This is a genomic window from Sphingomonas daechungensis (genome assembly GCF_039543105.1).
GTDB classification, from domain to species: Bacteria; Pseudomonadota; Alphaproteobacteria; order Sphingomonadales; family Sphingomonadaceae; genus Sphingomicrobium; species Sphingomicrobium daechungense.
On sequence record NZ_BAABJC010000001.1, the window covers coordinates 2576407 to 2600687 of the forward strand.

Genomic DNA, 24281 nt, shown 5'->3' on the forward strand with positions numbered 1-24281 from the left:
TCAGGTTCCGGACCTTCGACAATGCGTTGAAAGGGATCCCATATTGACATGTCCGTCGCCTTTCGCCAGCCTTAAGGGGATGACCATCACGGCGAACAGCAACGGTTCGGACTTCGCGACGTCGCTTCGTGGTTGGCGCTTTTTTGTCTCGTTTACGGGCCGGTACGCCTACGGGCGGCCGGAGATTTTGCAGACGCACTGACCCGTAAACCGCCGCACCGATAAGCGGCACAAGAACGAGACCAACGTGACCCAGGAACAACTGCAGGACCTCGCTGCGCTGCGAGGAAATCTGGACCGGATCGACGACCAGATCCTCGACCTGATCGAGCAACGGCTAGCGGCGTCCGCCGATATTGCGGCGCGCAAGGATGCCGAAGGCGATCGCCACCTGAAGATTCGGCCGAAGCGTCAGGTGCAGATCCTCGATCGGCTGAAGGATCGGTCCGATCGCGCTGCGCCGATGCTGATCGAGCAGGTCTGGCGCGAGATTATGGCCCACAGTCTTCAGGCGCAGGCCATGACCGACCTCGTCCTGGCCCCGTCCGACAATCCGGAACTGCTGGAGGCGCGCGTTCGCGCCCATTTCGGCTCGGCGGCATCGGTTCGCTGGGCGGCGAGCGAGGCACACGCCATTCGTGCGGCGCTCGCAGGCGAAGCGATCGCCATCGTCACGGAATCCATCCCGGAGACCGAGGGCGAGCTCAGGGTCTTTGACGTACTCCAGTCGGAAGATGGCCGAAATGTCGCTTTTGCGGTGGGTCGCGTATCCGCCGAGAATGTCGCGATTCAGGCAAAATCGCCGGCGGAGGCCAAAGCTCATCAACCGAAATCCGATTGGACGCCCGGGGCCTGGCGATCGCGTCCGGCCGAGCAGCTGATTGACTATCCCGATCCCGAGGCGCTTTCGCGTGTCGAGCGCCGGCTTGCCGGTTCGGAACCTCTCGTCGAGGTCGCGGACATCATTCACCTGCGGGCAGCGCTCGCAAGGGTCGCGAATGGTGAGGCGATCATCATGCAGGGCGGCGACTGCGCGGAAAGCTTCGCGGAGTTCGATGCCGACAAAGTCCGGGTAACCTACAACCTACTGTTGCGCATGGGTGCGATCGTCCGGGCAGCCGGGAGCGATGTTGTCCACCTCGCACGGATTGCCGGACAATTTGCGAAGCCACGTTCGTCACCCGTCGAGACGATCGGCGAGGTCACGCTTCCGAGCTACAGGGGCGACGCCGTAAACGGCCCGGCTTTCACTTCTCTGGCTCGTGTTCCCGATCCGAAGCGGCTCCTCGATGCTCATCGTCAGGCGCAGGTGACCATCGAATTGCTGCAGGCCTACGCATCCGCGTCCTACGCGGACCTGCCGCGAGTCCATCGCGAAGTCGGATTGAAGGAGCCTCCGCGTCCGATCTCGATGTTCACGAGCCATGAAGCCTTGCTTCTCAACTACGAACAGGCGCTTACCCGTTTCGACGAAGCGAGCGAGCAATGGTGGGCGACGTCCGGTCACATGTTGTGGATCGGCGACCGGACCCGACAACTGGATGGCGCTCATGTCGAGTTCGCTCGCGGCGTCGGCAATCCTGTCGGACTGAAGTGTGGTCCAAGCATCAACGCCGACGATTTCCTCCGCCTGATGGACCGTATCGATCCCGACAATCTGCCCGGGAAGCTCGTCCTGATCGGCCGCTTCGGTGCCGACAAGGTCGCGGAGCACCTCCCGGAGCTGATGCGCATAACTTGCCGCGAAGGCCGTAAGGTGATCTGGAGCATTGATCCGATGCACGGCAACACGCGGACCGTGGAGGGTCTCAAGACCCGCATGGTCGGCGATATCGTGAAGGAAGTCCGGACTTTCTTCGAGATCGCCGAGGCCGAGGGCGTCCACGGAGGCGGCATCCACCTGGAGATGACGGGGTCGGACGTGACAGAGTGCCTCGGCGGCAGCATCAACCTAGCCCGCGAGGATCTAGGCCGCAGGTACCTCACGCATTGCGATCCGCGCCTCAACGAAGCCCAGGCGCTAGACGTCGCCCACGCCGTTGCAGCGATGGTGGCGGATCAGGCTAAGCGCGCCAACGCTGCATGACCATGGTGGCCGAAATCGAAGCGCGGGACTGTCTCACTGCCAGTCGTTCCGGCCCCTTGCGGGGGGAAATTCAAATGCCTGGCGACAAGTCGATGTCGCACCGGGCATTGATCCTCGGCGGAATGGCCGATGGCGTCACGCGCATTCGCGGCTTGCTGGAAGGCGACGACGTGTTGCGGACGGCAGTCGCCGTCGGTGCGCTGGGCGCTGGAACGGAGCGCGTCGGTCCCGGGGAATGGATCGTGCGCGGGGCGAAATGGCAGTCTCCGGCCGCTCCGATCGATTGCGGTAACAGCGGCACGGCTGCACGCCTGTTGATGGGCGCTGTGGCCGGCTTTCCAATAAGCGCAACGTTCACGGGCGACGCGTCGCTGAGCAGTCGTCCGATGGAGCGAGTCCTTGGGCCGCTCAGGAGCATGGGCGCGCGGACGGAGGGAAGCACGCTTCCTCTGACCATCCACGGCGGCGGCCTGACGGGCATCCGCTTCATGAACGAGAAGGCATCTGCCCAGGTCAAATCCGCCATACTGCTCGCCGGCCTGCGGGCCGACGGCGAGGTCGATGTAATCGAGCCTGCTCCGAGCCGCGACCACACCGAGAACATGCTCCGCCAATTCGGCTGCGAGGTGGTGACCGAGCGGAGCAGGATCGCTTTGGGGCAACACCGCTCACTAATCGGAACGGATGTGACGATAGCCGGAGACCCGTCGTCGGCAGCCTTTCCGATTGTCGCTGCGCTAATTGTCCCAGGTTCTCAGGTGACCGTTCGCAACGTCATGTTGAACCCGCTCCGGGCCGGCCTGCTGATCACGCTGCGTGAGATGGGTGCAGGAATTCAGGTCAAGAACGAACGAATCGAGGGTGGCGAGCCGGTAGCGGATTTAGCCGTGGCGACGTCGTCGCTCAGCGGCGTCGAAGTCCCAGCGCACCGAGCTCCGTCGATGATCGACGAATATCCAATTCTGGCAGTCGCGGCCGCTTTCGCTGAAGGTCGGACTGTGATGCACGGGCTCGCCGAGTTGAGGGTCAAAGAGAGTGACCGGCTTGCGGCGATCGTTGCCGGCCTGCTGGAATGCGGTGTGGAAGCGCGGGAAGAAGGCGACAGCCTCATCGTCGAAGGGCGCGGCGCGCCTCCGAGGGGCGGCGGTAACGTACAGGCTCATCACGATCATCGCATCGCGATGAGCTTTTTGGTGATGGGCCTTGCGGCGCAGCAGCCGATCGGGGTGGACAGCGCGGACATGATCGCCACCAGTTTTCCCGACTTCGTTCCGCTCATGCAATCGCTCGGCGCGAGCATCTCGTGACGGTCGCGTATTCCGGAGCTGAAGGGGCGTTTGCCCACGAGGCTTGCTTGCGGTTTGTCCCCGAGCATGAGCCGATCGCGCTGCCCACTTTTTCGGATGTCGTCGACGCCGTGGAGAGCGGCAGCGTAGACCTCGGAATGCTCCCGATCGCCAACAATGCTGCCGGTGAAACAGGAGCCCGCGAACTCGTCGAAAAGGCTGGCCTGGTCACGGTTGAAGAGCATAGCCTGCCCGTGCGGATGCATCTGCTTGGGATGCCTTCCGCGAAGCTCGAGCAAATCCGCACGGTCGTCAGCCACCCGGTTGCGCTCCTGCAATGCACCCAAACGCTTTCGGAAATGGGCGTGAGGACAGAAGAGACTTCGAACACCGCCGTCGCCGCGAAGATGCTGACGAACCCCGATCGCGGCGTGCTTGCGTCCAAGGCGGCTGCCGACCTCTATGGTCTCACAATCCTACGGCGGGACGTCCACGATCGCCCCGACAATGCGACCCGGTTTGCGATCGTTGCGCGAGGTGAGAGATGAGCCTCAACACCTTCGGGCGGGTGTTGCGCGTGACGACCTGGGGCGAAAGTCACGGGCCGGCGATCGGTGCGGTCATCGACGGCTGCCCTCCAGGGATCGAGGTGTCCGAAGCGGACATCCAGCCGTGGCTGGACAAAAGGCGCCCGGGTGCGAGCCGCTTCACGACCCAGCGCCGTGAAAGCGACCAGGTCCGCATTCTGTCCGGAACGTTCGAAGGACGCACGACAGGCACTCCGATCAGCCTGCTGATCGAGAATGAGGATCCGCGTTCGAAGGACTATTCGGATGTGTCGAAGGCCTATCGCCCCGGCCACGCCGATTACACGTATGATGCGAAGTACGGGTTCCGGGACTGGCGGGGTGGGGGACGAAGTTCCGCTCGCGAGACGGCTGTGCGAGTTGCGGCAGGCGCAGTAGCGCGGCTGATCGTACCGGACGTGAGCATCCGCGGGTACCTTGTCGAGCTTGGCGGGGACGCGATCGACCGGGAAGCGTTCGACGCCGAATCGATCGATTCGAACCCGTTGAATTGCCCTGATCCGGCCGCAGCCGTGCGGTGGGAGCGGAAGATCGATGAAGCTCGCAAGGCCGGCTCATCGCTCGGTGCGATTGTGGAATGCGTAGCGGACGGCGTGCCTGCCGGCTGGGGTGCGCCGATCTACGGCAAGCTCGACGCAGAGCTCGCGGCCGCGATGATGTCGATCAATGCAGCCAAGGGTGTCGAGATCGGCGATGGATTCGCTGCGGCGCGCTTGCGCGGTGAGGATAATGCCGATGCCATGCGTGCGGGCCCGACCTTCCTTTCGAACCACGCTGGCGGCATTCTTGGTGGGATTTCTAGCGGGCAGCCCGTTGTCGTTCGGGTGGCTTTCAAGCCCACGTCGTCGATTCTGACGCCCGTTCCAACCATCGACAGCGATGGTCAGGAAACGGAGATCGTGACCAAGGGTCGCCACGACCCCTGTGTCGGTATTCGTGCAGTTCAGGTGGTCGAAGCGATGATGGCGCTCGTTCTTGCGGACCAGATGCTGCTGCATCGGGCGCAGTGCGGTTGACCTCATGAAGACGATTCGGGTCGCGCTGGGCGGCCGCAGCTACGAAATCCTGATCGAACGGGGCCTGGTCGATCGCCTGTCCGGGCATCTTGAGCCGATGGCTCGCGACGGCCGCCTGCTCGTGATTAGTGACGAAATTGTCTGGGACTTGCTGGGTGACCGGTTCCAGGCGGGGCTCGGGTCGACCAGGGCCGTTCCGATCGTCATCCCGGCAGGCGAGGCGAGCAAGAGCTGGGCGGGGCTGTCTTCCGTAATCGACCAGCTGATCGAGAACGGTGTCGAGCGCACCGATCATGTAGTCGCATTCGGCGGCGGAGTGGTCGGCGACCTCGCTGGCTTCGCGGCTGCGATCGTCAATCGCGGATGCAATTTCGTTCAAGTGCCGACCACATTGCTGGCGCAAGTCGACAGCAGCGTGGGCGGAAAGACCGCAATCAATGTCCCGGCGGGCAAGAACCTCGTTGGGGCTTTCCACCAACCGGCGCTGGTGATCGTCGATCCGTCGCTGCTCGACAGTCTTGACCCGCGACAGGTGCGGGCCGGCTACGCCGAGGTCGTCAAATATGCCCTGATCGAGGATCCCGAATTCTTCGAGTGGCTCGAAAGAAATGGGCCGGCCGTGCTCGACGGCGAAGCGGAAGCGCGAACCCATGCCATCGCGGTGGCAATCGCTGGCAAGGCGCGGGTCGTTGAAGAAGACGAGGTCGAGACGAAGGGGCGCCGTGCGCTCCTGAACCTCGGGCACACCTTCGGGCATGCGCTTGAGGCGGCTACGGGCTTTTCGGACCGGCTGCTTCACGGCGAGGCGGTGGCTCTCGGGTGCGTGCTGGCATTTGCATTCTCGGCCGAACGCGGACTCTGCGGTCCGGACGATGCACGCAGAGTTCGCGAGCATTTCCGATCCGCTGGTCTGCCGACGACGCTGGCCGAGGTCGAAATGCAGGGACGTGGAGAAGAACTCGCCGCGAATATGGAGCGCGACAAGAAGCATGCCGCTGGGCGAACGACCTTCATCCTGACTCGCGGTATCGGCAAGGCGTTCGTCGATGGGACCGTCGATATGGGGGACGTTGCCGCTTTCCTGGACGAAGCGCCATGAGGGCCCCTTTTGCGGAAGTCATCGGCGATCCGATCGCTCAATCGAAGTCGCCGATCATTCACAAGTTCTGGCTTCAGCAACTTGGGATCGACGCGGATTATCGAGCAACGCAGGTCCAGCCGACCGAGCTCGAGCCGTTCCTCGCAGACCGTCGCAACAACCCCGACTGGCTGGGCTGCAACGTGACGATCCCGCACAAGGTCGACGTGATCCCTGCCCTCGATGAGATCTCAGCTTCGGCAGCCCAAGTCGGCGCCGTGAACTGCATCGAAAGGAGGCGAGCGGGCGGCTTGGAGAAGCTTGTCGGCCACAACACGGATCTCGACGGGATCGAGGCCGCGCTAGATACTCTCGATCTCGCTGGAAAGTCGGCCGCATTGATCGGTGCGGGGGGAGGGGCGCGAGCCGTTGTCGCCTATCTCGCCGACCGCGGCGCAGCAAGGATTTCAGTGGTTGCGCGCGATCCTGGGCGTTCCGAAGCACTGCGGAGCCTTGCTCCTTCAACGACCATGAAGTTCGTGCAGATCGTGGACGCCGAACAGGCGTTCGAAGGCGCGGCGGCGATTATCAATGCGAGCCCGCTCGGAATGGTCGGCGCCGAACCGATGCCGGACATGTTGGTCGACGCGGTCGGGCGACATGCCGCCGCGGCGACGATATTCGATCTCGTTACCACGCCGATCGAAACCGCATTCCTTGTAGCGGGTCGCGCCGGCGGAGGCTTGCCAGTGGATGGCCTGACCATGCTCGTAGGCCAGGCCGCCCGGGCATTCGAACTGTTCTTTGGAGCTCGTCCGCCCGCACCGGGCAAAGAGCTTCGCAACCTTCTCATTCCCAAGGGAAACCAATGAGCCATCCGCGTACCTTGCTGGAGCCGAGCCGGCATCAACACCGCGCTCCGGCGGGCGCCGAGCCGCCCGAAGGTGCCGCCAGCGACTGGACCGTGCCCCAGCACTGGGAAGAGCTGACGGACGAGGACCACTGGGTCTGGAACACCCTTTTTGCGCGCCAGAAGACCTTGCTGCACGACAAGGTGGTCCGGGCGCTGGAAGACGGCCTCGACATCCTCAACCTGTCGCATCCGGGTGTTCCGAACTTCGAAGAGCTGAACGAGAAGCTGGGTGCGCGGACAGGGTGGACGATCGTCGCGGTCCCAAGCGTGATTCCGGACGACGTCTTCTTCGAGCATCTCGCCAGCCGCCGCTTTCCGGCCGGCAACTTCATGCGAACTGCCAAGCAGATGGATTATCTCGGCGAACCGGACGTGTTCCACGATGTGTTCGGCCATGTGCCGCTGCTGGCTCAGCCGGCTGTCGCGGATTTCATGGTCGAGCTCGGCAAGCTGGGACTCAAGGCGGTCGAGCTAGGCGAGATCGAGCGCGTTGCGCGTCTCTATTGGTACACGATCGAATGCGGGCTGGCCCGCGAGGATGGACGGACGAAGATTTACGGCGCGGGCATCGTGTCGAGCTTCGGTGAAACCCACTACAGCCTGGATAGTCCGCGGCCTCACCGTCTCAAGTTCGACCTGAAGCGGGTGTTGCGGACGCGGTATCGCCCGGACGAATTCCAGAAGACCTATTTCGTGATCGACCGGTTCGAAGATGTCCTTGATATTGTCCGTGAGAATGATTTCGAGGCTGTCTGCGCCGAACTTGAGAGCCAGTCGGATATCGATCCCAAGGTCGCCAGACCGGACGAGGTGTTCGGGGCGTGACCTCCATTTCGCCGCCATTTCAGAGTGTTACCGTGATCGGCCTTGGCTTGATCGGGTCCTCCATCGCGCGTTCAGTTCGCGAGGCGATGCCGGGTGTGAGACTGAATGGGTTCGACGTGAGCGCGGACGTTTGCGACCGGGCCGCTTCATTGCAGTTGGTCGACCTTCTTGCTGAAGGCTCTGAGGCGGCTGTTTCCGGCGCGGACCTCGTAATTCTTTGCGTTCCCGTCGGAGCCATGGCCGAGGCGGCGATCTCCATCGCTCCCCACCTCCGTCCCGGCACGATCGTCACCGATGTCGGGTCGGCAAAGGGGTTGATCGCGAGGGAAATCCGGGCGGCTCTCCCTGACGCTGTCGTCATCCCGGCTCATCCGATTGCAGGGACCGAGAACAGCGGTCCGGAAGCGGGCTTTGCGGGCCTCTTCCGCAATCGCTGGTGTATTCTGACTCCTGAGGACTCCACCGATCCAGCCGACATTGCCAGGCTCGTTAGCTTCTGGGACGCGCTTGGCGCGCGCGTCGAAATCATGGACGCGGCGCGTCACGATCTGGTCCTGGCGATTACCAGCCATTTGCCGCACCTCATTGCCTTCACGATCGTCGGGACTGCGTCGCACCTGGAGGCCGTGACCGAAGGGGAAGTCATCAAATATTCGGCCGGCGGGTTCCGCGATTTCACTCGGATCGCCGCATCCAATCCGGTGATGTGGCGCGATGTGTTCCTCGCTAACCAAGAGGCCGTTCTCGACGTTCTGGGTCGGTTTCTCGCCGATCTGGGCAGCCTCGAGAATGCCATTCGCGAAGCTGATGGCCCGGCGCTGTTCGATTGGTTCAGCCGAACCGGCGCGATCCGCAGGGCAATCATCTACGAAGGCCAGGACGTTGCAGCTCCCGATTTCGGGCGACAGAAACAGTGAGCTTGGAGCTTCGGGCCATAGACTGGACTTCTCCCCTCCGGCTATGAGTGACGGCGAGAGAGGGGAGCTATCTCATGGATCCAATCAAGAGCGGCGTGTGGACAGTCGAGTAGCCCAACGAATTCGGGAATTGATTGTCGAAGGAATCCTTCCGCCCGGCAAGCGCGTAGCGGAGGCTGCGATTGCCGAGCGCCTCGGTGTTTCGAGAACGCCGGTTCGGAATGCGCTTCCGGCGCTTGCAAGCGAGGGACTGCTCGAACCTGCCGGAAAGCGGGGATATGCGGTTCGGAACTTCACGGTTGAGGACAGTTACAGGGCTACTGAAATCCGCTGTGTCCTGGAAGGCTACGCCGCTCGCGAGCTAGCCTCTCGCGAAGATCGCGGGACGATTGTCGAGGAGTTGCGGGACACGCTCGCGCAAGGCGACGCGATTTTCGCCAAGGGTCATGTCGTCAAGAATGACGAGAATGCCTACGCGGACATGAACATGCGCTTTCACGACTTGATTGTCAGCGGCGCTCAGGACCCTTTGCTCGGCGACCTCATTCATCGGGTCTATTCGATACCGTTCGTCGCACCCAACGTCGTGGCCTTCAATCGCATTCCGCTAGACGAGATTTATCCCATCCTTCTCTCAGGACATTACCAGCATCACGCGATCGTAGACGCCATTGATGGTGGTCAGCCGGATGTTGCCGAATCGCTCATGCGCGGTCATTCAAGTCCGGCCCGGCGGAGCCTCGGCCTCGAGGGCGGAACGCCTGGCGAAGCCAACTTATAACTTGACGTTAAGCTGCGCTGCAGCATAGTTTGGGATCCAACGTGGCTCTTCTGGGCCGCGGGAAGCATCAAGAGTGGGCTGGCGGCCAAAAGGCCAACGACCCACGCCAACCTGCCCTCCCGGGCAAGGTGGCAGTCCCGAGCGGGGCGATGCGGCCGAAAGGGCAACGAAGCGGGCTCAATAGGCAGTGTCACCCGGCTCCCGAAGGAAGGGTTATGGAGCTGTCTGTACTGCCGTGTCTCGACACATCGAATGCGCAAGAGGTGACCTCTGAAGGCCGAGGTCCATCGACGTCGCGCCCGCTTCTGACGGTGTTCGATGTTCCTGTGCCGCCCGATCTCCGGCGGTTTGGCGACACCGTTCGCGCCTCGGCGCTCGGCAATCCCTCCAATCCCCCCATTGTCGTCCTCGGCGGTATTTCGGCTAACGGCTTTCCTTCGCTGACGCCGGAGGGTTCTGCAGGCTGGTGGTCGAACCTTATCGGCCAGGGGCAATCGATTGACCCTCGCGGCTTCTACATCGTCGGCGTCGATTTCGCGGCCGACGATAGCGGAACGTCCGCCCCGACTACGGCTGAGCAGGCGAGGGTTCTCGCCGCGGCCCTGGACTCGATCGGGATCGATCGTCCAGCAGCAATACTTGGTGCCTCATATGGCGCGATGGTTGGCCTGGCTTTGGCCGAGGCGGAGCCGGACCGCGTTTCGCGCCTGGTAATCGTGTCTGCTGCGGAAAGGCCGCATCCCACCAGTACCGCAGCACGCGAACTTCAGCGGAGAGTCGTTGCCCTGGGCCAAGCCGCTGGCTGCGGCGAAGAGGCACTGTCCATCGCGCGCGGACTGGCGATGCTGACCTACCGCACACCGGCGGAATTCCAGGAAAGGTTTGAGGGAGGAATCGCCGATGACGGCGTCCTCTCCGGATCTGAGCCGGGGGCCTATTTACGCTCGCGGGGACAGGCTTTCTGCTCAGTTATGTGCCCGGGTCGCTTCCTGAGCCTTTCGGCCTCGATCGACCGGCACGATGTCGACCCGACGAAGATCCAGGTGCCGTGTCTGATCATCGGCGCAGAAAGCGATCAGCTTGTCTTTGCCGAACAGCTCCGGACGCTGGCAGAGCGGCTCGGTGACCTCGCTCAGCTCCATTTGCTCGACTCCCTGTACGGCCATGACATGTTCCTGAAGGAAGCAGAGCGCGTCGGATCGCTGATCGCGCCTTTTGTGGCCGGCGAGGAATGAGCAAGCCGAAGAAGCCGTGCACGATTGTCGCGGCGGCGCACCCGGATCTGGACCCCGCCTACCGCAGCGTCGGACCGGCGATCTGGCCAACGGACACGTTCGAATGGGCCAGCCCCGCCGAAAAGCCGGCCTTCGATTATTCGCGCACGGTCAATCCCAACCGAGCGATGCTCATCCGAACCTTGTCCGAGCTCGAGGGCGCCGCGGGTGGCGTAGTCACGAACAGTGGGCAAGCGGCGGCACTACTCGCGTTCCTGCGCTTACCCGCTGGCGCCCGCGTAATTGCGCCTCACGACTGCTACGGCGGCACCTATCGGCTGCTCGAAGCTTTGGAGCGTCAGTGCAAGATCCGGTGCACGTTTGTCGATCAAACAAACGACGCGGCGTTCGATAGAGCGATCGAGGATGAATTCGCGCTGCTGTGGATCGAGACGCCAAGCAATCCGCTAATGCGGATCACCGACATCCGAAGGCGGGCTGCAGCAGCGAGGTCGCGCGGCGCGCTTACGATTGCCGATAACACGTTGCTTTCGCCACTTCGCCAGCGGCCGCTCGATCTTGGCTGCGACCTTGTCTGTCATTCGACGACCAAGGTTCTTAATGGTCATGCCGACCTGTTCGGCGGCGCACTTCTCGCGAGTGATCCGGCAATGGTTGAAGAGCTGGAGTGGTGGTCGAACGCCGGGGGATTGAACGGCTCCGCGTTTGACTCGTCCCAGATCGTGCGCGGGCTTCGGACGTTGCCGCTGCGAATCGATCGGCAGGAAGCGACCGCGACCCGAATCGCGGAATGGCTCGCTGAACGACCGGAGGTGAAGGCGGTGTACTATCCTGGGCTCGATTCATCGGACGGCGCAGAGCTTGTTGCAGCGCAACAGTTCGGGCCCGGATTCATGCTCAGCTTCGAACTTCGTGGAGGTAAGCCGGTTGCCGACCGATTCGTCGGCGCCCTCGACTTGATCACGCTTGCATCTTCGCTCGGCGGATTTTCGACTTTGATCTGTACTCCTTCGACCATGACTCATCGTGGGATGCCGGTTGAGGCTCAGGAGAAAGCGGGCATCTCTGCCGACCTATTGCGCCTGTCCGTAGGTCTCGAAGACCCAGACGATCTGATCGCGGATTTGAACCGCGGATTCACCCGTTTGGGATCCTAATTCTTTCAGATTCCGAACGCCTGAATCTGTGCGCGTGCTCACACTTATGTGAGCGTTAACATTTCGCGTTGTGCACTGCAGCAAGAATGTGTCCATTTTGTTGCAGCAGACGCGGCGCGGGGAAACGCTGCCGAAGCTGGGGAGAGAGGCCACCACTTCTGGGGAGGATCCTCATGTCAGGTTTCGTTCGAGTATCGTGTTACGTTGCTGCGTTGCTCTCTATTTCCATGGCTGCCCCTGCGGCGGCTGAGGACCTGGGCGGCGGATTCACTGTCAACGGCGGCGCAACCGTCGTTTCCGATTACCGCTTTCGCGGCATTTCGCAGACCGACAAGAGGTTCGCCATCCAGGGGACTTTCACGGTCGGGCACAGCTCCGGCGTTTACGGATCCGTGTGGGGCTCATCGATTGACGATTACGTCGCGGCGGGCGCTGATGCAGAGCTCGACCTGATCTTCGGCTACAAGAAGACGTTCGGATCGACCACGATCGATGGCGGTCTCCTTTATTACTATTATCCAGGTTCGGGCGGCGCCAACACCGACTTCGCCGAGCCTTACCTGAAGATCAGCCAGGCGATGGGCGCTGCGACGCTTACAGGCACCATCGCCTATGCTCCGAAGCAGAAGGCACTGACCGTCGGTAACGGCAAGGAAGACAACCTCTATCTCGCCGGCGACCTGGGGTACGCCATTCCGAAGACTCCGGTCAGCCTGACCGCGCACTTCGGTCACAGCTTCGGTCCGAGCTATCTGACCATCGGCGACGGCTATTCCGACTGGAGCCTGGGGGCGACCGTAACGCACAAGAACCTGTCGGCGGGCATCTCCTACGTCGACACCAACAAGTCTCTGTACAGCCCGAGCGGCCGCAACATCAGCAAGGCTGGCGTGGTGGCAACTCTCGGCGTGGCATTCTGAGGGGGGAGCGCTGAATGAAACTGGTTCTAGCGATCATCAAGCCGCACAAGCTCGATGAGGTGAAGGAGTCGCTGCAAGACGTCGGCGTCGCCGGGATCACGGTCACGGAAGTGAAGGGCTTCGGCCGTCAGAAAGGCCACACCGAGCTTTATCGTGGCGCCGAGTACGTCATCGATTTCGTGCCCAAGATCAAACTCGAAATCGTCGTCGAGGACTCGCTTGCCGAGCATGTCGTCGAAGCGATCAGCAGCGCCGCGCGCACGGGCTCGATCGGCGACGGCAAGATCTTCGTCCTGGACGTGGAGCAGGCGCTCCGCATCCGCACCGGCGACGTCGGCGCCGACGCGCTTTGAGAGGGGTGAATTCCATGAAGCTTGTTCAAAAGTCAGCCGTCGCCGCCTCGGCGATGGCGCTAAGCATGCTCGCGGCCATGCCCGCCTGGGCGCAGGACGCCGCTGCCGCCGCCGCTCCGGCGGCTCCGACCGTCGACAAGGGCGATACCGCCTGGATGATGACTTCGACGGTGCTGGTCCTGATGATGATCCTGCCGGGTCTCGCATTGTTCTACGGCGGCCTGACCCGCGCCAAGAACATGCTTTCGACGATGACGCAGATTGGTGCCGTCGCGGCGATCGCGATCCTCGTCTGGGTGTGCTGGGGTTACACAATGGCATTCGGCGACGGAGGCAACGCCTTCATTTCCGGGTTCGGAAAGCTCTTCCTGGCGAGTGTCACGAGCGAGTCCACGTCGGCGACCTTCACCGACAGCGTCGCCATTCCGGAATATGTCTTCATCTGCTTCCAGATGACCTTTGCGGCGATCACCGTCGCGCTGGTCCTGGGCAGCGTCGTTGAACGGATGAAGTTCGCGGCCACCTGTGTCTTTGCGCTGATCTGGCTGACGATCGTGTACTTCCCAATTGCGCATATGGTCTGGGCGGCTGGCGGCTTGTTCTTTGAGATGGGCGCGCTGGATTTCGCGGGTGGCACGGTCGTTCACATTAACGCGGGCGTCTCCGCGCTCGTTGCCGCGGTGATCCTCGGCAAGCGAGTCGGCTATCCGAACGAGCCCATGCTCCCGCATTCGATGACGCTCACCAGTGTCGGCACTGGCCTGCTGTGGGTTGGCTGGTTCGGGTTCAACGCGGGCTCTGCGCTGGAAGCGAATGGATCGGCGGGGCTGGCGATGATCAACACGTTCGTTGCAACCGCCTCGGCGGCTTTGGCGTGGATGCTTGTCGAGAGGCTTGCCGGTCACCGTCCGTCGGCGCTCGGCTTCTGCTCGGGCGTTATCGCCGGGCTCGTTGCCGTCACTCCGGCGGCGGGCAATAGCGGGCCGTTCGGCGCCATCGTGCTTGGCGCGGTCGCATCAGTCGTCTGCTACCTCGCCGTCGCGAAGTTGAAGCCGAAACTCGGCTACGACGACTCCCTGGATGCTTTCGGTATCCATGGGATCGGCGGCATGATCGGAGCGCTCGGCACCGGCATCGTCTATTCGCCTGCGCTCGGAGGCCCGGGCGGCGCGGATTATGCGATTGGCGGACAGATGGTCACCCAGTTCCTGACCGTCGCGACCACCATCGCTTGGGCCGCAATCGGAACGGCCATCGCAATCTACGTCGCCAAGGCTGTGACCGGATTGCGCGTGGCACCTGACGCCGAGCGTGAGGGCCTCGACGTCAACGAGCATGGGGAACGGGCGTACAATTACTGATCCGAGGCGTGCTCAGCAGTTGTGGCGGGTCGGCACGCAAGTGCCGGCCCGTTCGTTGCCATCAGGGAAGATTAGGGCGTAGCTGAGCCAGACGATGACAACGGTCGCTGAACAGGACTCGAAAGTCGCTTCCGTCGCGAAGGGCGCCCGGTCGGTCGAACAGAATCCCGACATCCGCTTTCTTGGCCGCATCCTCGGCGACGTCATTCGCCGCTTCGGTGGTGACACTTTATTCCGCCGGATTGAATATATCCGCTCAACGTCCGTGGACCGGTATCGCGGAGTTATCGCCGACGACGACGCAGTTGACCCTGGCCTTGCGGCCCTCAGCCAGGATGAGGCGCTCGATTTCGTCCGCGGTTTCATGCTCTTTTCGATGCTCGCGAACCTCGCCGAAGACCGGCAGGCGGAAGCTGCCGAGCCGGATGCGACGCTGGCGGAAGCTCTGGAGATCCTGAAGGTGCAGGGCACCGGTCAGGAGCAGATCGCCGAACTTCTCGCAAACGGCCTGATCATGCCCGTGCTGACGGCGCACCCCACGGAAGTGCGTCGCAAGAGCATGATCGACCACAAGAATCGCATCGCCGAACTCATGCGATTGCGTGACGAGGGGCGTTCGGAGACCCTCGACGGAGAGCGTGTCGAAGAGGCACTTGCCCGCCAGGTCGCCTTCCTTTGGCTGACCCGGCCGCTGCGGCGCGAGCGACTGTTCGTCGCCGACGAGGTCGAGACCGCGGTCTCCTACATGCGAGACATCTTTCTGCCGGTGTTGCCGCGGCTGTACGGACGCTGGGAGGGGGTGCTTGGTCAGAGGCCCCCGAGCTTCCTCCGGCTCGGCACCTGGATTGGCGGCGATCGCGACGGCAATCCCAACGTCACCGTCGAAACTCTGCGCCTAGCGCTGGGCCGCTCGTGCGAGACAATCCTGCTTCACTATCTCGATCAGGTCCACGCGCTCGGCGCGGAGCTGTCGATTTCCGCGGAATTGGCGGACGTGACTCCCGAGCTGCGAGTGCTCGCCGATCGCTCTCACGACGCATCGCCCGCGCGAGCGGATGAGCCCTATCGTAGAGCCATCAGCGGCATCTACGCGCGGCTCGCTGCGACCTATCATGCAAACAGGGGCAAGGACCCCCCGAGACCTTCGCGGCTCGAAGCCGAGCCGTACGAAGCACCGGCCGAGTTCTCCGGCGAGCTGAAGGCCGTCGTCGATGCGCTTGCCAGCGAAGGCAACGGACTGTTGTCCGCTCATGCGCCGCTACGAAGGCTCATTCGAACGGTTGAGACTTTCGGCTTCCACCTGGCGACACTGGACCTTCGCCAGAATTCCAACGTCCACGAAAAGGTGGTCGCCGAGCTGCTCGCCACGGCGGGCGTTGAGCCCGATTACCTGGCCTTGTCGGAAGAGGAGCGGGTCGATCTCTTGCGCAAGGAACTCGGATCGGAGCGCCTGCTGTCGAGCCCGTTTTTGAGCTATTCCGACCAGACGCAGTCTGAACTTGCGATCATGCGCGGCGCTGCCGAGGCACATGCGCTGTTTGGGCCGGCCGCCATCGAGTACCATGTGATCTCCAAGACGGAGCAGCTATCGGATCTGCTTGAGGTTCACGTCCTGCTCAAGGAGGCGGGCCTGTGGAGCGCGAGCAGTGCTCCGCACGCGGACATCTTGGCGGTTCCGCTGTTTGAGACGATCGCCGACCTTGAACGGGCTCCGGAAGTCGTCCGCAGGTGGCTCGAGTTGCCGGAAATCATGACGGCGGTCTCAGAGCGCGGGCACGCCGAAGTGATGATCGGCTACTCGGACTCCAACAAGGACGGCGGTTATCTCACATCGGTCTGGAGCCTCTACAAGGGAAGCGAGGCGCTTGCGGCGGTTTTCGCGGACGCGGGCGTGCATATGCAGCTTTTCCACGGTCGCGGCGGTGCAGTCGGCCGAGGCGGCGGATCGAGCTTCGGAGCGATTCGCGCTCAGTCGAAGGCCACAGTCCAGGGCCGCATTCGCATCACCGAGCAGGGCGAAGTCATCGCCGCAAAATATGCGACGCCGGATATCGCCGCTGCAAACCTCGAGGCGATGACGGCGGCGACCGTACTCGCCTCACTGGAACAGGACCAGCTCTCCGAAGCAGATCGGCGCCGCTTCGCTCAAGTGATGGATGGTCTCTCCGCCGTCTCGTTCTCGGAATATCGGAGCCTAGTCTACGACGAACCCGGCTTTCCAACGTTCTTCCGACAGATGACTCCGCTTTCGGAGATCGCGACGCTGAATATCGGATCGCGCCCCGCCAGTCGCACCAAGTCCGACCGGATCGAAGACCTTCGGGCGATTCCCTGGGTATTCAGCTGGGCCCAGGCCCGCGTGATGCTGCCCGGATGGTATGGCGTCGGCTCGGCGGCGTCAGCCGCGCAGGATCTGGGTGCGTTACGTGAAATGTTCGCAGCCTGGCCGTTCTTCCGGACCTCGCTCGACAATATCGCGATGGTCCTGGCCAAGTCCGACATCGCAATCAGTGCCCGTTACGCCGAGCTGGTTGAGGACGAACAGGCAAGAGCACATTTGTTCGGCCGGATCCGCGACGAGTGGCATCGTACCCATGATGCGCTGCTTGAGATCACTGGCGAAACGAGCCTTCTTGAGCGAAGCCCGCAGCTCCGGAACTCGATCCGATTGCGTCTGCCCTATATCGAGCCGCTCAACCATCTGCAGATCGAGCTCATGCGCCGCTTTCGGTCGGGCGAGACCGACCAGAAGGTTCAGGATGGTATTCACCTGACCATCAACGCCATCGCGACCGCGCTACGAAACTCCGGCTGATCGCGGTTGCGAATTGTGCATATGCGAATGCACTCTTCGCAATTGCAGCAATGGTCTTCCTAACCCACAAAGAGCGGGCCGGTAACGCGGTCCTCTCCTACGTTACCAGGGGCCTTCCACTCTCTCTCCCCGGAAGGCCCCTTTTTTCTTGCCCAGATCAGAACAAGCAGCATAATGCTGCGCTGCACAAGGCTGGAGTGGCGCATTGCGAAGGCTTCCACCGTTGGGATCGATCCAGGCCTTCGTCCACGCGGCGCGGTTGGGCTCGATCAAGGCGGCCGCGGACTCGCTTGCACTTTCGTCCCCGGCGCTGACCCGGCGTATCCAGTCGCTTGAACAATTCATCGGCACGTCGCTGTTCGAGCGTCAGAGCAACTCGGTTCACCTCAATGCGCGTGGCAAGGCGTTCCTGGCCGACATCGAACCGCACATTGAAGCACTGTCTTCCGCCGTTGCGAGGGTAGGCGAGACCGAGCGCATGCGGATTCGGATCGCGGTTCCCTCGCTTTTCGCCTCGCAGCGGCTGATGCCGCTCTTGCCAGAGTTGCGACACCGTCACCCCGAGCTGTCAATCGACGTCGATACGGGGGCCGATCGCATTGCTCGCCTGGGCGAAGGTTTGGATGCCGCGATCGCGATCACCGACAAGGTCGACGAGAAGCTGTACTCGCGGATGCTTGAACGCGGCAGCATCGTGGCGATCGGCTCGCGCGACCTGCTCGACGTCGTGCGGACGCCCGCCGACCTCCGCAACGTTCAGATCCTGCTTCACCGCGACTTGCCCAAGGGATTTGACGCCTGGCGAACATCGATCGGTATGCCTGAGCTGGAGCCGGCGGAAATCAGCTATTTCGACGCCGGTCAGCTGATCCTTGACGCCGCTGCCGGCGGCTTGGGGATCGCTTTCATGCTCGACAGCCATCTCAAGGCATCGAACGACAGCCGGTTGGTGCAATTCTTCGGACGGTCGGCCGTCAGCCCCTACGCCTACTGGTTTGCGTGCAATCGCCAGGGTCTTGATCGCAAGCCGATCCGGATCTTCCACAATTGGCTTTTCGAGCAGATCGCGGTCGATGCGGCGGCGTGATTGCGTAGCACGCACTCGACAAGCGGCCTGATTGGCGACACCTTGCGTCTCAAAGGAGTAGGATTCGCGTGATCACTGTTGGCACATTGCTGACCCACAAAGCTCGCGTCTCTGCGTCCTTCGCAGCAGCGGCACTCGTAATCGTACGTCTCCATTCCGGAGCGGGAGTGACCTCTGACTAGCTGAACGAAGCAACATCAAGAGATCCAAGACCCCGCTCCGGGACCCGGAGCGGGGTTTTTTATTGTCTGCAATTCAAAGGAGGAAAAGGCCAATGTGCCATATGTCCGTCGAGATCGATCAATCGATCCACCCCGTTGCGCCGGTTCTGAGCGCGGTCGAGGATAGCGGCTTCTACCTGCGCTCAATCAGGGTCGTTCCCTGCGCGCGTTCAAGGCTGGCTTCCGTTTACCTCAGTCTTGGGGGCGGCTCGAAGTCGGACCTCCAGCACCTGCTCGCGAACGTTCGGCAGCTTCCGGGCGTTCTCACCACCGAAAGCACGATCCCGCCCGTTTAGTAGTTCAGCGAGCGTCGAATTTTTCAAATTCGTATGCGATCGAGCCTTCGATCAGGAGATCGTAGAGTTGCGCAACGAGCTCGGGAGGCGCTCCGACCTCCTCGGCGCGTCGGCGGACGTGGGCGATGACGGCCGCCTTGCGTTCCTCATCGCGGACGTCCCCCCGGTTGCGCTTGATCCGGGCGGCGGCTTCCATGAGGCGGAAACGAGAGCCTAGGAGGCCTACGACTTGCTCGTCGATCTCATCGACGCTGGCCCGGACGTCTTCCATCGTGCGACATTGGTCTGCTGGTATCATGCCGCCCCCCTAGCGAGCCCAGCCCGTTGAACAACCAGCAAATGTTTTCGTGACAAGTTCGCGGGCGCCGTGAATATTTCGCGCCGCACCATTGTCGTTCGCAGTTGCAACATGGGTGTGTTCGGGCAATCCTCGGCGCAGCGTTAAGTCGTTGGAGACAAGATGCGGACCGATGTGGCGAAGGCACTGATTGCCGAGCATCTCGCGATCGACTTGAAGTCGGTCCGCAACGAGGCGCCGTTCTCGGCGCTCGGCGCGGACTCCCTCGACATGGTTGAACTCGCGATGCGGTTCGAGAATGAGCTGAATATCCTTATCGAGGACGATGAGAGCGAAGCCTGCGTGACGGTTGGCGATGCTCTGGCACTCCTCGAGCGGAAGGTGCAGCTCGCCTAGGTTCCCGTTCCGGGCTCAAGTCCTCAAGTTTTTCCAGTCGTTGCGCGAAGTTGGCGAGCCGGGCGCGCAGGCGGCGGTTCCTCGCGGTCTCGTTGCGGCGGTCTCTCTCTCGCTGCCTCGAAGCGAGGAGAGCGTGGCGTAGGGCCGGAGCTATGGCTTCGAGGGCAGCGACGTCGTCCTTTCCGTAAGCTGTCCCATCCGGACGAGGTCCGATCAGCAACGAGCCCTGTCGTCCTCCAAACGGGCAGCGGAGCGGCAAATCGAGGCTGAATTCCGCGGCGCTGCCAGCGACCTCCTTCAACGTTATGCCGTCTCCGGCGATCGGCTGGTCGCTAAGCACCAGGGCCGCACTCATCGCGTGAAGCGCGTTTCGGACCCGGGGAAGGACGGCCTCGCCAACCTGACGGGGCGTCCATGACAAGGGTGCTTCGGCCAGCAGATCTGGCAATTGCTCTCTGAGCTCGACAAGGTCGCGTTGAAACCGCCGCTCGGCCCACTTGCTGATGCGTTCGTTGAGCGGAGCCAGCAGGACCGCAGCGACCGCTGCCGCCATAGCGCCGGAAACCTGGCCAATCCCGGACCCGAGATACTGCTGCCCGAGGTTTTCGATCAGTGACTCGCTTCCGGCGAAGACCGCAACCAGCATAACGGTCAGAACGGCGTAGCCCGCCGACCGGCTGATGACCGTCTCTGCGTCGTAGAGACGGTAACGCAGGAGCGGGACAAGGAATCCCAGCGCGACGAAGACGATCCCGAGCTGGAACATGGCTTCGAAGGCAAGGCGCGGCCCATTAAGGGCGGCTCCAGCGCGGGCGCCTAGGATCAGGCCGATGCCGGTCACTAGGCCGAATGCGACCCACTTCAGCTGTAATTGGAGGGTATCGCTGCTGGTGGTCCGATACCTTTGAATCAGAGACGCGATCGCACCGAGGACGCAACCGATTGCGAGTGGCAGGAAGATTGATGTTCCAAGCAGCCCCAGGACTTCGGCGGTTCCGATGAGGAAGACGCTTGCGCTCGCCACGGCGACTGCCCGCGTCCAGCGCGGTCGCCATCTTCCGGACGGGAAGAGTAGAAGTGCCCAAGCGAACAGCAGGAAGCGCAGGCGTTCGAGAAGCATCGGCCAGACTTCAGCTGACGTGAAGTCGATGCTGCTGGTGATAGTCCAGCACAGGAGGGCGAGTGCGAGGATGGCCGCGACCGGATCGCGCTGACGGCGCCAGATCAGGACGATCGCGACAGCGATCAGGACTGCCGATTTTACCAGTCTGATGCCGAGCACCAGCGGCTGCATTGAACCTGCTGGCAGCGTTGTAGCCAATGCAAAGACCGTTGCGGCCGCGAGGATAAGCCACGCGATCCGGTAAGCCCAAAGGAGCCCCCCGCTCAAGGCGGGAAGGCCCCTTTTCAATAGGCTGAAATGTGCTTGTGGGTTCACTGCATCCGGGCGGCCGCAGCGAGGCGGTCGAGGTGTGCTTCCGGCTCTTCCGCCGCGCGGCGTGCCTGCGGCTGGCGATTGAGGAAGAAGCAAACCGCGAGGATGTCCTTGCGAGGAAGCGGACCGACAATCCGCTCGTTCGGCGATGTAAAGCGCTGCATGGTCACTTCCTCGTCGAAGAAGCGATGGAGGCCGCGACTTCGCCTGCCATGGCAATCTGCTTGTCGCGGTCGGCGAGCTGATAGCGATTGGCGACGAAGTTGAAGTCGCTCCAGCTGACCCAGACCGTCCCGTCGTCGTCCTGCGTTACGAGCATTCGGACGGGCCAATCGAGGCCGGCAACCGGGTTCGCCTGCAGGAACTGCACACCGAGCGGCGGATTGCCGAACAGCAGCAGTTTTGAACGGTTGATCGGCAGGTCGGCCGACGCTCCGAGCGCGGTGTGGTCGATCTCATCGAAAAAGCGGATACCCTTCTTGGCGATGTCCGCCCTGATGCGGGTCACCGTCTCATCGAACCCATAATCGCTCTTCTGCTTGATCACACCGTCAGCGTGAGCGCTGGCGACCGGAGTTGCAGCTTTCGCTACCGTGGCGATGACCGGTGTCACGACGGTTGCCGGACCGGCGAGCAACAGGACCGCCAGGAATTTCTTGTGGAGCTTCGAACTTCTGAACATTGGATCTCTCCTTGCCTCTGCTCCGGATTTTCGCGGTTTGGAGCCCTCAAGAAAAATCGCGATTGCTCATTGTTTCCATGCGCTCGACGCATGCGCCGGGCGCATCACCTGGCAGCAGCCGTGTGGATCATTCGCCCGCCGCTGGCCTCGTGGAGGATGAAGCCCTCGATGTCGTCGACCGGCTCGCGCCACGGGGCCTTGCCGAGCGTTTCCATCGTGTCCCGGTAACCCGCTTCCCGGCGTTGTCGGATGCCGTTGGCGCTGAAGTCGATATCCTTGCTGTGGTCCTCGTAATCGAGCGCCGGCGCTAGAAGGCGAACGACATGCATGCGCGTCAGGCAGCCGTAGGATGCGAACTCCGAAACGCGGTTGTCGCGGCGCTTATCTTCAGGAAGCATCTTGCTCATCTCAGCAATGATGTGCCGCATCTTGTGCAGCTGCCGCTGGCGCTTGATGTGCGCCGCGGCGCGAGACGAATATTGGACGTCCTTCTGGCGGTTCATCACCTCCCAGATCGTCTCCGGCTCGGGGCCATGCGGGTTCCAGATATGCACCGCGAAGACCAGGCTATCCTTTCGCGGATTGTCGTCGAACACGACCTCGACCGGTGTGTTCGAGAGGATGCCGCCATCCCAATAAAGCTCACCGTCGATCCGGACCGGCGGGAAGCCTGGCGGCAACGCGCCAGAAGCGAGCACATGCTCAACCTGCAGCGGCATGTCGCGGGAGTCGAAATAACGCATCTCCGCGGTCTTCACGCTTGACGCGCCGACGGTGATGCGGGTCCCGCCCTTATTGAGCTGATCGAAGTCGATCAGCTCCTCGAGCGTCCTCCTGAGCGGATCGACAGAGTAATAGCCGGCCTTGTCGGCGCCCAGCCGGTTGTGCGGGCTCAGGAAGGCCATCGGGTTCGGGCTGAAGAAAGACGGAACGCCGGCGCTGATCGCGCGGAAGTTGCGCGCGGCGCTTGCCATCCAGCTCGGTAACCCTTGCGGAATGAGCTGGTCGTTCTGAACTCGCGACCAGAATTCGCAGAGCTTCTCGACGCGTTCGCCGGGCTTGCTGCCGGCGATCAGGGAAGCGTTGATCGCTCCAATCGAGGTGCCGATCACCCACTGTGGGGCGATGCCCGCCTCGTCGAGCGCTTCGTAGACGCCGACCTGATAGGCTCCGAGCGCCCCTCCGCCCTGCAGGACGAGGACGGTCTGGCCGAGTTCAGCCACTTCAGTTGCGAGAGTCATGCGCATTTCCTTTCGAGTGCCTGCGGGCACCTGGGTTGCGATGGAGGGAGTGGATGATCTCCGGTGATCAGTCGGGCGCTCCGCTGATAGGTTGCGTAGCTCCACAGCCAGCTGATCCCGACGGCGATGCGGCTCCGGAAGCCGACGAGGAACCAGATGTGCGCAACCGACCAGATGAGCCACGCGATGAAGCCGCTCATCCGTACCTGGCCCCAGTCGATCACAGCTTTGCTTCGGCCGATCGTGGCCAGGTTTCCGAAGTCTCGATATTTGAAGGCGAGGGCGGGGTGCCCCAGGATGATGTCGGCGACATACTGGCCCTGCTGCTTGGCGACGGGAGCGATGGCCGGGAGCGCACGGCGGTCCTGCCCAGCAGCATTGGCGGTGTCCCCAATTGCGAAGATCCGCTCCTGGCCGCTCACGCGGAGATCTGGTTCGACGAACACCCGACCGGAGGTGTCATGCTCGGCATCGAGCCATTCGGCGGCCGGTGAAGCCTCTACGCCTGCGGCCCAGACGATTGTCCGGCCGAGGATGAGTTCATTGCCAAGCTGGACGTAGCCGGAGCCGACATCGAGAACTGGTGAACGGAGTCGAACCTCGACGCCGAGATCTTCCAGGGACCGCCTGGCGGCGTCCGACAGGGAAGATGGGAAAGCTGGGAGTACGCGCTCGCCGGCTTCGATTAGGATCACCCGCGAGCAGTGCGGCGTGATGCTCCGGAAGTCCTTCGACACGGAGCGACGGGCCAGCTCGGCGATCGCTCCCGCCATCTCGACACCCGTCGGACCGGCGCCAATGACGACGAACGTCAATAGGGCGCGGCGTTTGTCCGGATCGGTCTCGGATTCCGCCCGCTCCAGGGCGAGCAGGATCTTGCGCCGGATCGCAGTCGCGTCCTCAATGCTCTTGAGGCCAGGCGCGTTCGCAGCCCAGTCGTTGCGGCCGAAATAGCTGTGACGCGCTCCGGTCGCCAGGATCAGCCAGTCATATTCGAGGCTCGCTCCGGACCCAAGCTCGATCAGCCGTTGCAGCGGATCTACGCCGATGGCCTCGTCGAGAACGACACGCACGTTCGGCGCCTTCGAGAGGATCGAGCGCACCGGCGCGGCGATGTCAGCGGGCGACAAGGCGGCGGTCGCCACTTGATAAAGCAGGGGCTGGAACAGGTGATGGTTCCGGCAGTCGACCACCGTAACGTCGACGGCTTTGCCGGACAGCCGCTTGGCAGCCGCAAGGCCGCCGAAGCCGGCGCCGACAATCACCACCCGCGGGCGAGCAACCTTCTTCATGAT

At 62.6% G+C, this 24281-nt stretch carries 25 protein-coding genes and 1 riboswitch; of the genes, 19 read left to right on the forward strand and 6 right to left on the reverse strand.

Annotated features, from left to right (window positions below):
• The first annotated feature begins 79 nt into the window (after window positions 1-79).
• The 18 genes from ABD928_RS13360 to ABD928_RS13450 all read left to right on the forward strand — a co-directional run bounded on the left by ABD928_RS13360 (window position 80) and on the right by ABD928_RS13450 (window position 18934).
• Window positions 80-202 (forward strand): hypothetical protein, encoded by a 123-nt coding sequence (locus ABD928_RS13360; RefSeq protein WP_345169590.1) that lies wholly within the window; start codon window positions 80-82, stop codon window positions 200-202.
• Between the two features lie 45 nt (window positions 203-247).
• Window positions 248-2086, forward strand: a complete 1839-nt coding sequence (locus ABD928_RS13370; RefSeq protein WP_425569727.1) for a 3-deoxy-7-phosphoheptulonate synthase — start codon at window positions 248-250, stop codon at window positions 2084-2086.
• A gap of 2 nt (window positions 2087-2088) precedes the next feature.
• On the forward strand, window positions 2089-3393 hold the full coding sequence (aroA, locus tag ABD928_RS13375; RefSeq protein ID WP_345169593.1) for a 3-phosphoshikimate 1-carboxyvinyltransferase: 1305 nt from the start codon (window positions 2089-2091) through the stop codon (window positions 3391-3393).
• Window positions 3390-3920 carry a prephenate dehydratase domain-containing protein gene (locus ABD928_RS13380; RefSeq protein WP_345169596.1) on the forward strand — a complete coding sequence of 177 codons (531 nt, stop codon included), beginning with the start codon at window positions 3390-3392 and terminating at the stop codon, window positions 3918-3920. Before aroA ends, ABD928_RS13380 begins: the two co-directional genes overlap by 4 nt.
• Entirely contained in the window at window positions 3917-4975 is a 1059-nt protein-coding gene (gene aroC / locus ABD928_RS13385) for a chorismate synthase (RefSeq protein ID WP_187714865.1), read from the forward strand. The genes ABD928_RS13380 and aroC overlap by 4 nt, the downstream gene beginning before the upstream one ends.
• Before the next feature lie 4 nt (window positions 4976-4979).
• A complete protein-coding gene (aroB, locus tag ABD928_RS13390; RefSeq protein ID WP_345169600.1) occupies window positions 4980-6074 on the forward strand; it encodes a 3-dehydroquinate synthase in 1095 nt (364 codons plus the stop codon).
• Complete coding sequence (locus ABD928_RS13395; protein ID WP_345169603.1) at window positions 6071-6925, forward strand: shikimate dehydrogenase family protein; 855 nt, start codon at window positions 6071-6073, stop codon at window positions 6923-6925. Before aroB ends, ABD928_RS13395 begins: the two co-directional genes overlap by 4 nt.
• The gene (gene phhA, locus ABD928_RS13400; RefSeq protein WP_345169606.1) at window positions 6922-7791 is read left to right on the forward strand and encodes a phenylalanine 4-monooxygenase; all 870 of its coding nucleotides are present in this window, start codon (window positions 6922-6924) and stop codon (window positions 7789-7791) included. Before ABD928_RS13395 ends, phhA begins: the two co-directional genes overlap by 4 nt.
• The gene (locus ABD928_RS13405) at window positions 7788-8708 is read left to right on the forward strand and encodes a prephenate/arogenate dehydrogenase family protein (protein ID WP_345169609.1); all 921 of its coding nucleotides are present in this window, start codon (window positions 7788-7790) and stop codon (window positions 8706-8708) included. The genes phhA and ABD928_RS13405 overlap by 4 nt, the downstream gene beginning before the upstream one ends.
• A gap of 43 nt (window positions 8709-8751) precedes the next feature.
• Complete coding sequence (locus ABD928_RS13410; protein ID WP_187714864.1) at window positions 8752-9489, forward strand: GntR family transcriptional regulator; 738 nt, start codon at window positions 8752-8754, stop codon at window positions 9487-9489.
• Window positions 9490-9548: 59 nt separating this feature from the next.
• A riboswitch (SAM-I-IV-variant riboswitch) is annotated at window positions 9549-9670 on the forward strand.
• 34 nt (window positions 9671-9704) lie between these two features.
• Window positions 9705-10724, forward strand: a complete 1020-nt coding sequence (locus ABD928_RS13415; protein WP_345169613.1) for an alpha/beta fold hydrolase — start codon at window positions 9705-9707, stop codon at window positions 10722-10724.
• Entirely contained in the window at window positions 10721-11881 is a 1161-nt protein-coding gene (locus ABD928_RS13420; RefSeq protein WP_187714862.1) for a trans-sulfuration enzyme family protein, read from the forward strand. The genes ABD928_RS13415 and ABD928_RS13420 overlap by 4 nt, the downstream gene beginning before the upstream one ends.
• A 173-nt stretch (window positions 11882-12054) precedes the next feature.
• Window positions 12055-12801 (forward strand): TorF family putative porin, encoded by a 747-nt coding sequence (locus tag ABD928_RS13425; RefSeq protein ID WP_345169617.1) that lies wholly within the window; start codon window positions 12055-12057, stop codon window positions 12799-12801.
• A 14-nt stretch (window positions 12802-12815) separates the two neighbouring features.
• Window positions 12816-13154, forward strand: a complete 339-nt coding sequence (locus ABD928_RS13430; protein WP_187714861.1) for a P-II family nitrogen regulator — start codon at window positions 12816-12818, stop codon at window positions 13152-13154.
• A 14-nt stretch (window positions 13155-13168) separates the two neighbouring features.
• Window positions 13169-14515: an ammonium transporter gene (locus ABD928_RS13435; RefSeq protein WP_187714860.1), complete on the forward strand. Its 1347-nt coding sequence runs from the start codon at window positions 13169-13171 to the stop codon at window positions 14513-14515.
• Window positions 14516-14609: 94 nt separating this feature from the next.
• Window positions 14610-17330 (forward strand): phosphoenolpyruvate carboxylase, encoded by a 2721-nt coding sequence (gene ppc, locus ABD928_RS13440; protein WP_345169621.1) that lies wholly within the window; start codon window positions 14610-14612, stop codon window positions 17328-17330.
• A 205-nt stretch (window positions 17331-17535) separates the two neighbouring features.
• Entirely contained in the window at window positions 17536-18417 is an 882-nt protein-coding gene (locus tag ABD928_RS13445) for a LysR substrate-binding domain-containing protein (RefSeq protein ID WP_187714859.1), read from the forward strand.
• Window positions 18418-18691: 274 nt separating this feature from the next.
• Window positions 18692-18934 (forward strand): ACT domain-containing protein, encoded by a 243-nt coding sequence (locus ABD928_RS13450; protein ID WP_187714858.1) that lies wholly within the window; start codon window positions 18692-18694, stop codon window positions 18932-18934.
• Window positions 18935-18938: 4 nt separating this feature from the next.
• Here the strand turns inward: ABD928_RS13450 and ABD928_RS13455 are convergent, their stop codons facing one another.
• Window positions 18939-19205 (reverse strand): chorismate mutase, encoded by a 267-nt coding sequence (locus tag ABD928_RS13455; protein WP_345169626.1) that lies wholly within the window; start codon window positions 19203-19205, stop codon window positions 18939-18941.
• Between the two features lie 189 nt (window positions 19206-19394).
• Between ABD928_RS13455 and ABD928_RS13460 the strand changes: the two genes are divergently transcribed.
• Window positions 19395-19628, forward strand: a complete 234-nt coding sequence (locus tag ABD928_RS13460; protein WP_187714857.1) for an acyl carrier protein — start codon at window positions 19395-19397, stop codon at window positions 19626-19628.
• On the opposite strand, the gene ABD928_RS13465 is transcribed toward ABD928_RS13460, so the two are convergent.
• From ABD928_RS13465 to ABD928_RS13485, 5 genes are all read right to left on the reverse strand, one after another.
• On the reverse strand, window positions 19546-21018 hold the full coding sequence (locus ABD928_RS13465; RefSeq protein WP_345169629.1) for a hypothetical protein: 1473 nt from the start codon (window positions 21016-21018) through the stop codon (window positions 19546-19548). The genes ABD928_RS13460 and ABD928_RS13465 overlap by 83 nt on opposite strands.
• Before the next feature lie 44 nt (window positions 21019-21062).
• The gene (locus tag ABD928_RS13470) at window positions 21063-21227 is read right to left on the reverse strand and encodes a hypothetical protein (RefSeq protein ID WP_187714855.1); all 165 of its coding nucleotides are present in this window, start codon (window positions 21225-21227) and stop codon (window positions 21063-21065) included.
• Between the two features lie 2 nt (window positions 21228-21229).
• Window positions 21230-21745 (reverse strand): DUF302 domain-containing protein, encoded by a 516-nt coding sequence (locus ABD928_RS13475; protein WP_187714854.1) that lies wholly within the window; start codon window positions 21743-21745, stop codon window positions 21230-21232.
• A 104-nt stretch (window positions 21746-21849) separates the two neighbouring features.
• Window positions 21850-22986 (reverse strand): patatin-like phospholipase family protein, encoded by a 1137-nt coding sequence (locus tag ABD928_RS13480; RefSeq protein WP_187714853.1) that lies wholly within the window; start codon window positions 22984-22986, stop codon window positions 21850-21852.
• Entirely contained in the window at window positions 22983-24278 is a 1296-nt protein-coding gene (locus ABD928_RS13485) for an NAD(P)/FAD-dependent oxidoreductase (RefSeq protein WP_345169633.1), read from the reverse strand. The genes ABD928_RS13480 and ABD928_RS13485 overlap by 4 nt, the downstream gene beginning before the upstream one ends.
• Window positions 24279-24281 lie beyond the last annotated feature (3 nt).

What these genes read in the sequence shown, in the direction of transcription:
- ABD928_RS13395 (WP_345169603.1), top strand. Translation starts at nt 6,071, where the DNA reads ATGAGGGCCCCTTTTGCGGAAGTCATCGGCGATCCGATCGCTCAATCG.
- ABD928_RS13360 (WP_345169590.1), top strand. Translation starts at nt 80, where the DNA reads ATGACCATCACGGCGAACAGCAACGGTTCGGACTTCGCGACGTCGCTT.
- ABD928_RS13415 (WP_345169613.1), top strand. Translation starts at nt 9,705, where the DNA reads ATGGAGCTGTCTGTACTGCCGTGTCTCGACACATCGAATGCGCAAGAG.
- ABD928_RS13450 (WP_187714858.1), top strand. Translation starts at nt 18,692, where the DNA reads ATGTGCCATATGTCCGTCGAGATCGATCAATCGATCCACCCCGTTGCG.
- phhA (WP_345169606.1), top strand. Translation starts at nt 6,922, where the DNA reads ATGAGCCATCCGCGTACCTTGCTGGAGCCGAGCCGGCATCAACACCGC.
- ABD928_RS13455 (WP_345169626.1), bottom strand. Translation starts at nt 19,205, where the DNA reads ATGGAAGACGTCCGGGCCAGCGTCGATGAGATCGACGAGCAAGTCGTA.
- ppc (WP_345169621.1), top strand. Translation starts at nt 14,610, where the DNA reads ATGACAACGGTCGCTGAACAGGACTCGAAAGTCGCTTCCGTCGCGAAG.
- ABD928_RS13470 (WP_187714855.1), bottom strand. Translation starts at nt 21,227, where the DNA reads ATGCAGCGCTTTACATCGCCGAACGAGCGGATTGTCGGTCCGCTTCCT.
- aroA (WP_345169593.1), top strand. Translation starts at nt 2,089, where the DNA reads ATGGTGGCCGAAATCGAAGCGCGGGACTGTCTCACTGCCAGTCGTTCC.
- ABD928_RS13460 (WP_187714857.1), top strand. Translation starts at nt 19,395, where the DNA reads ATGCGGACCGATGTGGCGAAGGCACTGATTGCCGAGCATCTCGCGATC.
- aroB (WP_345169600.1), top strand. Translation starts at nt 4,980, where the DNA reads ATGAAGACGATTCGGGTCGCGCTGGGCGGCCGCAGCTACGAAATCCTG.
- ABD928_RS13420 (WP_187714862.1), top strand. Translation starts at nt 10,721, where the DNA reads ATGAGCAAGCCGAAGAAGCCGTGCACGATTGTCGCGGCGGCGCACCCG.
- ABD928_RS13475 (WP_187714854.1), bottom strand. Translation starts at nt 21,745, where the DNA reads ATGTTCAGAAGTTCGAAGCTCCACAAGAAATTCCTGGCGGTCCTGTTG.
- ABD928_RS13485 (WP_345169633.1), bottom strand. Translation starts at nt 24,278, where the DNA reads ATGAAGAAGGTTGCTCGCCCGCGGGTGGTGATTGTCGGCGCCGGCTTC.
- ABD928_RS13435 (WP_187714860.1), top strand. Translation starts at nt 13,169, where the DNA reads ATGAAGCTTGTTCAAAAGTCAGCCGTCGCCGCCTCGGCGATGGCGCTA.
- ABD928_RS13425 (WP_345169617.1), top strand. Translation starts at nt 12,055, where the DNA reads ATGTCAGGTTTCGTTCGAGTATCGTGTTACGTTGCTGCGTTGCTCTCT.
- ABD928_RS13410 (WP_187714864.1), top strand. Translation starts at nt 8,752, where the DNA reads ATGAGTGACGGCGAGAGAGGGGAGCTATCTCATGGATCCAATCAAGAG.
- ABD928_RS13430 (WP_187714861.1), top strand. Translation starts at nt 12,816, where the DNA reads ATGAAACTGGTTCTAGCGATCATCAAGCCGCACAAGCTCGATGAGGTG.
- aroC (WP_187714865.1), top strand. Translation starts at nt 3,917, where the DNA reads ATGAGCCTCAACACCTTCGGGCGGGTGTTGCGCGTGACGACCTGGGGC.
- ABD928_RS13480 (WP_187714853.1), bottom strand. Translation starts at nt 22,986, where the DNA reads ATGACTCTCGCAACTGAAGTGGCTGAACTCGGCCAGACCGTCCTCGTC.